The 11,387-nt window shown below is 67.2% G+C and carries 13 protein-coding genes; 8 read left to right on the forward strand and 5 right to left on the reverse strand.

The window, feature by feature from the left end:
- Window positions 1–3 precede the first annotated feature (3 nt).
- From ACZY0X_RS19645 to ACZY0X_RS19675, 7 genes are read left to right on the forward strand one after another with little or no spacing between them, the layout of a single operon-like run.
- On the forward strand, window positions 4–1,557 hold the full coding sequence (locus ACZY0X_RS19645) for an MCE family protein (RefSeq protein WP_354522831.1): 1,554 nt from the start codon (window positions 4–6) through the stop codon (window positions 1,555–1,557).
- Entirely contained in the window at window positions 1,527–2,195 is a 669-nt protein-coding gene (locus ACZY0X_RS19650) for a hypothetical protein (RefSeq protein ID WP_463772767.1), read from the forward strand. The genes ACZY0X_RS19645 and ACZY0X_RS19650 overlap by 31 nt, the downstream gene beginning before the upstream one ends.
- On the forward strand, window positions 2,192–3,172 hold the full coding sequence (locus ACZY0X_RS19655) for an RDD family protein (RefSeq protein ID WP_463772769.1): 981 nt from the start codon (window positions 2,192–2,194) through the stop codon (window positions 3,170–3,172). The genes ACZY0X_RS19650 and ACZY0X_RS19655 overlap by 4 nt, the downstream gene beginning before the upstream one ends.
- On the forward strand, window positions 3,169–3,726 hold the full coding sequence (locus tag ACZY0X_RS19660; protein ID WP_463772771.1) for a mammalian cell entry protein: 558 nt from the start codon (window positions 3,169–3,171) through the stop codon (window positions 3,724–3,726). Before ACZY0X_RS19655 ends, ACZY0X_RS19660 begins: the two co-directional genes overlap by 4 nt.
- Entirely contained in the window at window positions 3,693–4,493 is an 801-nt protein-coding gene (locus ACZY0X_RS19665; RefSeq protein WP_463772772.1) for a mammalian cell entry protein, read from the forward strand. Before ACZY0X_RS19660 ends, ACZY0X_RS19665 begins: the two co-directional genes overlap by 34 nt.
- A gap of 14 nt (window positions 4,494–4,507) precedes the next feature.
- The gene (locus ACZY0X_RS19670) at window positions 4,508–5,200 is read left to right on the forward strand and encodes a YoaK family protein (protein ID WP_463772774.1); all 693 of its coding nucleotides are present in this window, start codon (window positions 4,508–4,510) and stop codon (window positions 5,198–5,200) included.
- 10 nt (window positions 5,201–5,210) lie between these two features.
- On the forward strand, window positions 5,211–6,041 hold the full coding sequence (locus ACZY0X_RS19675) for an SDR family NAD(P)-dependent oxidoreductase (protein WP_463772776.1): 831 nt from the start codon (window positions 5,211–5,213) through the stop codon (window positions 6,039–6,041).
- A gap of 24 nt (window positions 6,042–6,065) precedes the next feature.
- Here ACZY0X_RS19675 and dinB read toward each other — a convergent pair whose 3' ends face one another.
- Window positions 6,066–7,331: a DNA polymerase IV gene (dinB, locus tag ACZY0X_RS19680; RefSeq protein ID WP_463772777.1), complete on the reverse strand. Its 1,266-nt coding sequence runs from the start codon at window positions 7,329–7,331 to the stop codon at window positions 6,066–6,068.
- Between the two features lie 39 nt (window positions 7,332–7,370).
- Window positions 7,371–8,018 carry a TetR/AcrR family transcriptional regulator gene (locus ACZY0X_RS19685; RefSeq protein ID WP_463772778.1) on the reverse strand — a complete coding sequence of 216 codons (648 nt, stop codon included), beginning with the start codon at window positions 8,016–8,018 and terminating at the stop codon, window positions 7,371–7,373.
- Between the two features lie 76 nt (window positions 8,019–8,094).
- Between ACZY0X_RS19685 and ACZY0X_RS19690 the strand changes: the two genes are divergently transcribed.
- Window positions 8,095–9,564 carry a flavin-containing monooxygenase gene (locus tag ACZY0X_RS19690; RefSeq protein WP_463772780.1) on the forward strand — a complete coding sequence of 490 codons (1,470 nt, stop codon included), beginning with the start codon at window positions 8,095–8,097 and terminating at the stop codon, window positions 9,562–9,564.
- Here the strand turns inward: ACZY0X_RS19690 and rraA are convergent.
- From rraA to ACZY0X_RS19705, 3 genes are read right to left on the reverse strand one after another with little or no spacing between them, the layout of a single operon-like run.
- Complete coding sequence (rraA, locus tag ACZY0X_RS19695; RefSeq protein WP_354522822.1) at window positions 9,561–10,043, reverse strand: ribonuclease E activity regulator RraA; 483 nt, start codon at window positions 10,041–10,043, stop codon at window positions 9,561–9,563. The two genes, ACZY0X_RS19690 and rraA, sit on opposite strands and share 4 nt — an antisense overlap.
- Window positions 10,040–10,795 (reverse strand): MerR family transcriptional regulator, encoded by a 756-nt coding sequence (locus ACZY0X_RS19700; RefSeq protein WP_463772781.1) that lies wholly within the window; start codon window positions 10,793–10,795, stop codon window positions 10,040–10,042. Before ACZY0X_RS19700 ends, rraA begins: the two co-directional genes overlap by 4 nt.
- A 48-nt stretch (window positions 10,796–10,843) precedes the next feature.
- Window positions 10,844–11,359: a hypothetical protein gene (locus tag ACZY0X_RS19705; protein WP_463772783.1), complete on the reverse strand. Its 516-nt coding sequence runs from the start codon at window positions 11,357–11,359 to the stop codon at window positions 10,844–10,846.
- Window positions 11,360–11,387 lie beyond the last annotated feature (28 nt).

An 11,387-nucleotide genomic window follows, 5' to 3' on the forward strand; every position in this document is an offset into this window, starting at 1 on the left:
GCGATGCTGACCCGCTTCATCAGGATCCAGCTGCTGCTGTTCACGATCCTCACGATCGTCGCGCTGCTCGTACTCGGCATCTACTACCTGAGGCTGCCCAGCGTCGTGGGTGTCGGGCAGTACAACCTGAGTGCCGAGCTGCCGCGTTCGGGCGGTCTGTATGCGACGGCCAACGTCACCTACCGAGGTACGCAGATCGGCAAGGTCACCAGTGTCGAGCCCACCGAGCGCGGTGCGCGGGCGACGATGCGGATCGACAGCGATATCAAGATCCCGGCCGACTCCGTCGCGAACGTGCACTCGGTGTCCGCGATCGGTGAGCAGTACCTCGACATCGTGTCGTCCGACAGCACCACGGGTAAGTACCTGTCCGACGGCGACACCATCACCAAGAGCTCGGTGCCCAGCGAGGTGGGTCCCGCGCTGGACGCCGCGAACAAGGGGCTGGCGGTGCTGCCCAAGGAGAAGATCGATGCACTGCTGACGGAGACGTCTGAGGCGGTGGGTGGGCTTGGGCCCGCTCTGCAGCGCCTGGTGGACTCGACGACGGCGATCGCGAGCGACTTCAAGGACAACCTAGGGCCTGTCAACGACATCATCGAGAACTCGACGCCGATCCTGAACAGCCAGGTCGACTCGGGTGACGCGATATCGCAGTGGGCCGCGAACCTCAACACGATCACCAGCCAGACCGCCGAGCAGGATCAGGCACTGCGCAGCGGTATCCAACAGGCCGCGCCGACGGCTGACCAGCTCAACGCGGTGTTCGGTGACGTGCGGGAGGCGCTGCCGCAGACGCTGGCGAATATCGCGATCGTCGCCGACCTGCTCAAGCGCTACAACAAGGGCCTCGAACAGGCGCTGGTGATCCTGCCCCAGGGCGCCACGATTGCGCAGGCGGCCACGATCTTCGACGGCGAGGGACTGCTGCACTTCGGTCTGTCCATCAACCAGCCCCCGCCGTGTCTCACCGGGTTCCTCCCGGCCTCGGAGTGGCGATCGCCTGCCGACACCACGACGAAACCGCTGCCGGACGGCCTGTACTGCAAGATCCCGAAGGACTTCCAGGCCAACGTCGTTCGTGGTGCGCGTAACTATCCGTGCGCCGACGTGCCTGGCAAGCGGGCCGCCTCCCCGGAGGAGTGCCGCAGCGACAAGCCCTATGAGCCACTGGGCACCAACCCCTGGTATGGCGACCCGAACCAGATCCTCACCTGCCCGGCCGCCGGTGCCCGATGTGACCAGCCGGTGAAACCCGGCTACGTGATACCGGCACCGTCGATCAACAACGGTATGAACCCGTTGCCCGCCGATCAGTTGCCGCCGAAGCCACCGTCACCGATGAGCGACCCGCTCACCGCCCCTGGCCAGGGCACCGTCAGCTGCAGTGGCCAGCAGCCCAATCCGTGTGTCTACACTCCGGCATCGGGACCTAGCGCGATCTACAGCCCATCGAGCGGTGAAGTCATGGGCCCTGACGGGGTCACATACTCCGTCACCAACTCGAGCAACCCAGGAGATAACGGATGGAAGGAGATGCTGGCACCAGCCAGCTGAACCCCACCGGCAACAACGACGAGCCTGACGCCGACATCGAGGCCGAAGCCGACACCGAGACGACGGACACCGCTACGCCGTCAGAAGCACACGACGATTCCGAGGAGCACGCCGCGGAGGTCGTTGATGCGCGTCGGCAGGAGCGACTCGGCCGCGGTTGGTTCGCCGGAATCACCGCGGGGCTTGTCCTGCTTGCCGCTGGCGTCGGCGTCGGTGGCTACCTCGCGTTGCGCGGCCACGACGAGAGTCAGGCGATCGCACGGGCCGACATCCTGGCCGTGGAGCGCGCCAAGGAGTGCGTCGCGGCCACCCAGGCACCCGACACCGCGGCGATGACGGCCAGCCAGTCGAGGATCATCGAATGCGGGACGGGTGACTTCGCGGTCCAGGCCAACCTGTTCAGCAGCATCCTGGTGGAGGCCTATCAGGCCGCCAACGTGCAGGTGCAGGTGTCCGACATGCGGGCTGCCGTCGAACGTCACCACGACGACGGATCGGTCGACGTCCTGGTGGCGCTGCGAACCAAGGTGACCAACACCGAGGCGGCCAACCAGGAGCAGGGCTACCGGCTGCGGGTCAACATGGCCCCGGTTGACGGCACCTACAAGGTCGCCAAACTGGACCAGGTCACGTCGTGACAGCGGTGCTGCCCGAGACCGTCGGCTCCCCGGCGACCGACCAGGAGGCGATCCGCTATGCGTCCTGGCAGGCGCGGGCCGCAGCATTGCTGATCGACGTCACGCCGGGCGCCGCGGTGATCGTGACGATGGCCCTGCTCGCCTATATGACCGATCAGTGGAGCCTGTTGAGGTGGGTATTCGTCACGACGGCAGCCCTGGCGCTGCTGGCCACGGTGCTGAACCGCACCGTCGTGCCTGCAGTGACGGGGTGGACCCTCGGGCGCGCACTTCTCGGAATCCGCGCCGTGACGGACACGGGCACGGCCGCCAGTGCACTGCGGCTACTGCTGCGCGATCTGGCGCACTTGCTCGACACCGCGGCGGTTCTCCTGGGTTGGCTGTGGCCGCTGTGGGACAGCCGGCACCGGACCTTCGCCGATCTGCTGCTGCGTACCGAGGTCCGCGTCGTCGACCCGCCCGGCAGCGACGTGCGACGACGCGCGGGGACGGTGTTCGTGGTCACCGCGGTGATCTGCGCGGCGGGCAGCGGACTGGCGTATCAACAGATCTACAGCCACGACCGGGCCGTCGAGCAGGCGCGGACCCAGATCGCCGAGCAGGGACCCCGCATCGTCGAGAAGATGCTCAGCTACGGGGCGACGACGGTGAAGGACGACTTCGCCAACGCGCAGTCCCTGGCCACCGACGCCTACCGGCCGCAGCTGATCTCCCAGCAGGAGGCGGTGGAGAAGGGCGGCGTGGTCAGCAATGAGTACTGGGCGGTGAGCAGCGCGGTCCTGAACAACACCGCGACCAAGGCCTCGATGCTGCTGGCGCTGCAGGGCCAGCGCGGCGACAACGCCAACGACCTGAAGTTCATCACGGCCACGGTGCGGGTGGACTTCGACAGGGTCGCGGGCGACCGCTGGCACGTCGCGAGCCTCACGGTGCTGAAGAAGCCCGCGATGAACACGGCCGCGGGAGCTACGGGATGAGCCCCCGCCGCAGGATCGAGACGGGCGAGCGGGACTACTTCGACTTCACCCTCGAGCCCAAACGCCCGATGCGCTGGGGACTTCCAGTCACGGCGATGCTCACCGGACTCATCGCGGTGCTGGCGATCGCGGCCAGCGTGTTCATGGTGGCGGGGCACGTGAGCCAGGAACGCACCCAGGCCAGGGATGCCGCTGCACTGGACTACGTGCGTGGCTTCATGACCGCCTACACGACACTGGATCCCTTCCACGCCAACGACTACGCCGACCGGATCCTGGCGCAGGGCACCGGAGACTTCGCGACGCAGTTCAAGGGCAAGATGAACGAGATCCTCGTTCAGGTGGCGCGCGCCGAACCCACCACCGGCACTGTGCTTGATGCGGGAGTGCAGCGGTGGAACGACAACGGCAGCGCCGACGTGTTGGTCGCGGTGAAGATTGGTGCCGCAGCCCCGGATGGAAAGTCGACGGTTGAGAGTGGAAGCCGTTGGGTGGTAACGACAGTCAAGGAGGGACAACAGTGGAGGATCAGCCAGCTGATTCAGGTGATCTGACCACCGGCGGCGTCCCGCAGGGTAAGACTTCCCGTCGGCATCGCCTGCCACGACATGAGCCGCACGACTCCGACGGTGACACCGGCACCGAGGTGGAGCTGACCGAGGCCGAACCGGCTGTCGGGCAGGAAGATTCAGAGCAGGACCAAGAGCGGGAACAGGAGCAAGTCCCGGAGTCGGAGCAAGGCCCGGAGCCGGAGCCGGAGTCTGATCCGGAGCCGGAAGCCGAACCCGTCCTCGTGCCACACCGCACTGCGGGCCGCAGGCTCAAGGTGGCGGCCATCGCGGCCGGGGTGTTGTTCGTCGGTGCGGCCGCATTCGCCGGTGCGACACTGCAGCCCTATCTGGCGGACCGCGCCGAGGTGCACACCAAGTTCGAGATCGCCGAGACCGCGGCCAACGCGATCACCACGTTGTGGACCTACACCCCCGACGATATGGACACACTGCCCGACCGGTCGGCGAAGTTCCTGGGTGGCGACTTCGCGGCGGACTACCGGCGCTACATCGACGCGATCGTCGAACCCAACAAGCAGGCCCAGGTCACCAACAGCACGCAGGTGCTGGGCGCGGCAGTCGAGTCGCTGAGCCCGACCGAGGCGACCGCGCTGGTGTACACCAACTCGGTGGCGACCAGCCCGGTGACCAAGGGCATTCCCTCGCTGCGCTACCTGTCCTACCGATTGACGATGGAGCGGCGTGACGCCGAGTGGCTGATCACCCAGATGACCGCCGTCACCTCGTTGGATCTGACGCCGAGACTCTAGGGCGGAGGCGGGTCATGGCCACCGAATCACCTGTGACGCACCGGACCACGGTCACAGCGCTGCTGCTGCTGACGTTCGCCACGGGTCTGGTCGATGCGGTCAGCGTGCTGGTGCTCGGCCATGTGTTCGTGGCGAACATGACCGGCAACGTGATCTTCCTGGGGTTCTGGTTCGTACCGCACTCGGGTGTCGACATGGCGGCCGCCGTCGTCGCCTTCGCCAGCTTCATGGTGGGCACGGTGCTCGGCGGCAGGCTGGCCCGCCACCTCGACGCGCAGGTGAGGCGCTGGCTGGTGGTCGCACTGAGCATCGAGGTGGTGCTGCTGCTGACCCTGGCAGCGCTCGCCGGCGCCGGCGTGCTGCACTACCAGGGCCGTGGACGCATGCTGCTGATCGCCGGCCTGGCGGTGACGTTCGGAATCCAGAGCGCAACGGCGCGGCAGTTCGGCATTCAGGAACTCAGCACGACGGTGCTCACGGCGACAATCGTCGGCATCGGCTTCGACAGCCGCCTGGCCGGGGGGACAGGCCATCGCGAGGGGCTGCGCTACGGGGTGGTGGCCACCATGCTGGGTGGAGCGGCCCTTGGCGCGACGCTCACCCGGTTCACGGTGGCGCCGATCATCGCGCTGGCTGCGCTGGCGGTCGCGGCGAGTGCTGCCCTGTTTCGGTTCGGACCGGCCCCGCTCGCGGCCGCAGACGATTAGCGTGGCCACCATGCCCTCAGTCCTCGTGACCGGCGCTGCCCGTGGCATCGGCCGGTCGATCACCGAGCATCTCGCCGAGCGTGGCTGGGACGTCATCGCAGGCGTCCGCAGCGAGACTGATGCGGCCTCGGTCGCGGCGGCCAACCCGAATCGGATCACGCCTCTCATCCTCGACGTCACCGACGCCGGGCACCTGGCCCGGCTGGAGTCCGAGCTGCCCGCCCGGCTCGACGGCATAGTCAACAACGCTGGTATCGCGGTGACCGGTCCGATTGAGACCGTGACCAGTGAGAGTTGGCGGAATCAGTTGGAGGTCAACGTCATCGGCGCGCTGGCCGTGACCCGCGCCGTGCTGCCGAGACTGCGGGAGTCGCACGGTCGCATCGTCTTCATATCCAGCGTGAACGGCCAGCTGGTCATGCCGATGCTCGGCGCCTACTGTGCCTCGAAGTTCGCCCTCGAGGCGGCCGCCGAGGCGCTGCGCATGGAATTGCGTCCGTGGCACATCCCGGTGTCTGTGGTCGAGCCCGCCCAGACCGACACCGACATGTGGCGTACCGCCGACACCATGGTCGAGGAGATGGAGTCGGCGCTGAGTCCCGATGAGCGCTCGCTGTACGCCAGGCATGTCGTCGGCATGAAGAAGCTCATCCCGATGGCCCGGCGTATGGCCGTCGCGCCGGAGAAGGTCGCGTTGGTGGTCGAACGGGCACTGACCGCACGCCGACCTCGACCCCGCTACGTGGTCGGCGCGGGCCCGCGAGCGCAGGCGGCCCTGATGACTAACCTGCCGATTGCGGTGCGCGACCGCGTCCTGCGCAAGGTCTCGGGCCAGCCGTAGCGCACGTTCGACGAGGGGACCCAATTACTCGGGGAGCATCGGCATCTCGACCCCGGGATCACGACCCAGCAGCACGCCCCGCATCACCGAACCGTTTCCGAAGCGCTGTCTGACCTCGTCGACCGCCGAGTCCAGTGCCACCGGGTCCACCGCCGCGTCGAACGGCAACTCCAATTGCTGCGCGCCGTCCCGATCGATGTTGGACACCGCGAAACCGACCAGCGTCAAACCGCGTTCGGCGGTCAGGGGTCGCGCTGCCGCGACAAGTCCGCGCGCCGCGGCGAGTATGACGTCGGTCGAGGCGGTCGCTCGCGGCAGCGTGTGCGACCGCGTGACGCGGCTGAAGTCGTTGAACCGCAGGCGAAGCACCACGGTCCGGCCGGTCCGCCCGGACGTGCGCATTCGACGCGTGATGCGGTCGATCAGGTTGACCACCACGGCGTCGACCTCGGCGTCGGACATCGAGTTTCCGGCGCGACCCAGTGCCCGCTGCGCGCCGACCGAGCGGCGTCGCACGCCCGTGACCACGCGTCTTCGGTCCACGTTGTGCGCCAGCGCGAACAGCTGCCTGCCCATGGCGCCGCCGACAATCGAGCCCAGTGTCGTCTCGCTCAACTCGGCCACATCGGCCACGGTGTGCACACCGTGGATGCGCAGTTTGTCCGCCGTCTTGGCCCCGACGCCCCACAGTCGGCGCACGGGCAGGGGATGCAGGAACGCCAACTCGCGATCGGGTGGAACCAGGAGCAACCCGTCGGGCTTGGCCTCCTGACTGGCTACCTTGGCCAGGAACTTGGTACGTGCGATGCCCACCGTGATGGGCAGGCCGACCCGCTCGCGCACCGCCGACCGCAGCTGCGCGCCGATCTGTACCGGTGTGCCCGATACCCGGGCCAGCCCGCTCACGTCGAGAAACGCCTCATCGACCGACAGCGGCTCGACCAGGGGAGTCGTGTCGTGGAAGACCTCGAACACCGCCCTGCTGGCCTGCGAGTAGGCCGCCATCCGCGGTGGCACCACTATCGCGTGCGGGCACAGCCACCTCGCCTCGCGCCCGCCCATCGCGGTGCGCACGCCGTAGGCCTTGGCCTCGTAGCTGGCCGCCAGCACCACACCTCCGCCGACGATGACAGGCCGGTTGCGCAGGGTCGGATCATCGCGCTGCTCGACCGATGCGTAGAACGAGTCGAGATCAGCGTGCAGGATCGACGCGGAGCCCCGAGGCGGAGCCGATGACCGCGAGGCCGAGGCACGCGGCCGACCAGAAGAGGTAGTAGGCTGATCCGACACCTACCCATGTTCGCACATGTGTTCGAATGATCGGGTGAGTCAGGCCCGGTCGCCGTAGATACTGCTCACCCAGATGTGCGCGAGCGTGTCGACCATTCGGTCGGCGGGGATGGCCGAGGGCTCGTCGGCGAACGCCGCGAACATCGTCCGCTCGTTCATGAGGTTCAGCGATATGGCCAGATCGCGAGCGGGGATGGTGATCGGTGCCGCCCCTCGGTCGCGCTCGGTCTGGATCGAGGCCGTCGTGTAGTCGATCCACTTCTCCATGAAGGTCGACCACATGCTCTGCAGCGCGGGCACATTTCCGCGGGCCGAGGCTCCGGCCAGCGTGACCGCGCGGTGCGCGCCGAACGTGTCGAATAGCGCGTTGATACTCCGCCACACCCCGGCGGGGTCGACGCGGGCGTCGTCACGGCCGCCGAGGGCTTCGTCGGCCTTACGGTCCGCCTCCGCCACGACGCGGTCCATCAATGCCAGCAGTACGGCTTCCTTCGATGGGAAGTAGAAGTAGAACGTCGGGCGGGACAGGCCGGCGCCCCTGGCCAGGTCATCGACGGAGATATCGCCGAAGTTGCGCTCCTCGAGCAGCTGTTCGGCGGTCGCGAGGATGGCGGCCTCGCGGTCGTCGCCGGACGGGCGGGCCGAACGTCGGCCGCGTCCCGCGCGGGCTGGGCTGGTGGTGGACACGGGCCACACCTTACTCGATGTCGAATTTCTCAACACACCGTTGACCTATTCGACACGGTGTTGATAAATTGGCGCCATGACCGAACATCTCGACGTTCTAATCGTCGGCGCCGGCATCTCCGGCATCAGCGCTGCATGGCACCTGCAGGACCGGAGCCCATCGAAGTCCTACGCGATCCTGGAGAGCCGCGAAGGTCTCGGCGGAACCTGGGACCTCTTCAAGTACCCGGGCATCCGCTCGGACTCCGACATGTTCACACTCGGCTTCCGGTTCAAGCCGTGGACCTCGGCCAGGGCCATCGCCGACGGGCCGTCGATCCTGAACTACGTCAAGGAGGCAGCGGCGGAGAACGGCATCGACAAGAACATCCGCTTCCGCCACAAGGTGGTGGCCGCGGAGTGGTCCGACGCCGACAACAAGTGGACGGTCACTGTCGACCACGACGGCGAAGAGGTCGTCATGACCACGTCGTTCCTGTTCGCGACCACGGGCTACTACAACTACGACCAGGGCTACTCGCCGACGTTCCCCGGCGCTGAGGACTTCAAGGGCACCATCGTGCACCCCCAGCACTGGCCCGAGGACCTCGACTACCAGGGCAAGAAGATCGTCGTCATCGGCAGCGGTGCCACCGCGGTGACGCTGATCCCGGCGCTGGTCAACAGCGGGGCCGGCCACGTCACGATGCTGCAGCGGTCACCGACCTACATCGGTTCGCTGCCCGAGGTCGATCCCATCGCGGAGCGGGCCAACAAGCTCCTGCCGGAGAAGGCCGCCCACGTGGTCAACCGGTGGCAGGCCATTGCCATCAGCACCGCGCGGTACCAGTTCGCCCGCAAGTTCCCCAAGCAGATGCGCAAGATCCTGCTCAGCATGGCGCAGCGCCGCCTGCCCGCGGGTTACGACGTCGAGAAGCACTTCGGCCCGCGCTACAACCCGTGGGACGAGCGCCTGTGCCTCGCCCCCAACGGCGATCTCTTCAAGACCATCCGCAAGGGTCACGCCGACATCGTGACCGACACCATCGACCACTTCACCGAGACCGGTATCAAACTGACCTCCGGCGAGGTGATCGAGGCCGACATCATCATCACCGCAACGGGTCTCAACCTGCGGCTGTTCGGTGGCGCCGAGATCCGTCGCAACGGTGAGCCCGTCGACCTGACCACCACGATGTCCTACAAGGGCATGATGCTCTCGAGCATGCCGAACATGGCGTTCACCATCGGCTACACCAACGCCTCCTGGACGTTGAAGGCCGACCTGGTTTCGGAGTTCGTCTGCCGCGTGCTGAACTACATGGACGACAACGGTTTTGACACCGTGGTGCCACAGCATCCGGGTGACTCGGTCGATGAGCGTCCGCTGATGGACTTCACCCCCGGTTACGTGCTGCGCGCGCTCGACGAGCTACCCAAGGCCGGCTCGAAGACGCCGTGGAAACTCAAGCAGAACTACTTCCTCGACATCAGGATGATCCGTCAGGGCAAGGTCGACGACGAGGCGCTGCTCTTCACCAAACACCGTGCACCGGTGACGGTTTAGCTCTGAGCTAGAACGACGATTCCGTCCTCATCGCAGTAGGCGATCTCGCCCGGCGAGAACGTGACACCGCCGAAGGTGACCGCGACATCGCGGTCACCTTCGCCGGTCTTGGTGCCCTTGCGGGGGTTGGTGCCCAGCGCCTTGATCCCGACCGCGATGGTGCGCAGCGTTGAGGCGTCTCGCACCGCCCCGTTCACGATCACACCCGCCCACCCGTTATCGGCTGCCAGCCCCGCGATGATGTCGCCGACCAGCGCCGTGTGCAGCGAGCCGTCACCGTCGACCACCAGCACGCCGCCGGCGCCCGGCGTCGAGAGAATCGACTTCAGCAGCGCGTTGTCCTGGAAGCAGCGCACGGTGGTGATGGGGCCGGCGAACATCGTCGTCCCGCCGTAGTTCTGCAGTTGCAGATCGCAGCTGCGGACGTCGGGGTAGATGTCGTCGACGAGGTCGGCAGTGGGGCGGGGCTCGATGGTCACCTCAAGATGCTAGCGATCACCACGTCGTGGACGAACTGGGCCAACCCCGGCTCGACGTCGTCGTAGTACGCCGCGAATCGCTCATCAGCGACATACATCTGCACGAGCCCACGGTGCATCTCGCCACCGCACTCGTAGAACCGCTCGATCGAGGCCCGGTGCCGTGCCGCGAGCTCGTCGGCCACCGGTGACCCCGGTGTGACCCCGTCCCGTTTGGCCTGCGCCAGCGCCGCCAGCAGGGCGTCACCCTCGGCCTTGAGGTCAATCCAGTCCTGCTTGGACATGCGCGCGACCCGTTGTTGCGACTGACGCCACGCGTCGGTGTCGCCCCACCTCTGCTCGGCCTCGACCGCGTACTCCTCGCCGAACGCGGTCGTGCCGAAGATCTCGACCTGTTCCTCGGCTGTCAATTGAATCCCGCTGCGATGCGCGTCCATGAGTTCCTCCACTGCCTTGATCGTGCGCTGCAGCCCATCGGCCCGCTCCAGGAGCAGGGCGTGCTGGTGTTGCAGCTTGGCCAGCCCGTCGACCTCGGGGTCGTCGAGCAGGGCGCGAATCTCGTCCAGCGGCAGCCCGGCGGCCCGGTAGGTCAACACCAGATGCAGTCGTTCCACATCGGCATCGGTGTAGCCCCGGTAGCCGGCAGCGGTCCGCACGCTGGGCATCACCAGACCGATGTGGTCGTAATGGTGCAGCGTGCGCACCGAGACACCGATCAGTTCGGCGACAGCGCCGACGGTCCTCGCGTCCATGCCAGGAACTATCGCCCCTGACGTCGCGTCAGGGTCAAGGCTGCGGTGTCAGTCGTCGTCGGATCCGCGTCGTACCAGCAGTACGACGAGGATCGCCAGCACACCCGCGGCGATGGCCGCGGCCACCGGCAGCCGGGAGGACTGCGGCCCGGGGGCCACGGGAAGCGGTATGGAGGGAGCGGTCGAGATCGTCGACTTCGCCTGTGCGGCAGTCTCCTTCGCGGCTTCCCGCGCAGTGTTGACGTCCGGACGGCCGCCGTTGGTGTCGGCAGCGGCAGCGGCCGTGGCTGCCGGGGAGGTCGCCGAGGGTGGTGGAGGGCTTGCAGGGGCCTTCTTCGCCGGTGCCTTCTTGGCGGGCGCCTTCTTCGCGGCGGCCTTCTTCACAGGTGCCTTGGCCGGAGCCGCCTTCTTCGCCGGTGCCTTGGCCGGGGTGGCCTTCTTGGCAGGAGCCTTCGCCGGAGGTTGCGCGGCAGCAGGCGGCGGTGGGGTCGCGGCGGCAGGAGGTTGCTGATCGGCGGGTCGGCTCTCGGAGTTGTCCTCCGGGCGATCCTGCTGGTCTGCCATGTAGCTGCTCCTTTGCAGTTCTCGTCCA

The sequence above is a fragment of the Mycobacterium sp. IDUB_39 genome, assembly GCF_055419205.1.

Excerpts from the sequence above, each read along its gene's own strand:
- ACZY0X_RS19645 (WP_354522831.1), top strand. The coding sequence starts at position 4 with ATGCTGACCCGCTTCATCAGGATCCAGCTGCTGCTGTTCACGATCCTC.
- ACZY0X_RS19650 (WP_463772767.1), top strand. The coding sequence starts at position 1,527 with ATGGAAGGAGATGCTGGCACCAGCCAGCTGAACCCCACCGGCAACAAC.
- ACZY0X_RS19660 (WP_463772771.1), top strand. The coding sequence starts at position 3,169 with ATGAGCCCCCGCCGCAGGATCGAGACGGGCGAGCGGGACTACTTCGAC.
- ACZY0X_RS19670 (WP_463772774.1), top strand. The coding sequence starts at position 4,508 with ATGGCCACCGAATCACCTGTGACGCACCGGACCACGGTCACAGCGCTG.
- ACZY0X_RS19675 (WP_463772776.1), top strand. The coding sequence starts at position 5,211 with ATGCCCTCAGTCCTCGTGACCGGCGCTGCCCGTGGCATCGGCCGGTCG.
- ACZY0X_RS19690 (WP_463772780.1), top strand. The coding sequence starts at position 8,095 with ATGACCGAACATCTCGACGTTCTAATCGTCGGCGCCGGCATCTCCGGC.
- ACZY0X_RS19700 (WP_463772781.1), bottom strand. The coding sequence starts at position 10,795 with ATGGACGCGAGGACCGTCGGCGCTGTCGCCGAACTGATCGGTGTCTCG.
- ACZY0X_RS19705 (WP_463772783.1), bottom strand. The coding sequence starts at position 11,359 with ATGGCAGACCAGCAGGATCGCCCGGAGGACAACTCCGAGAGCCGACCC.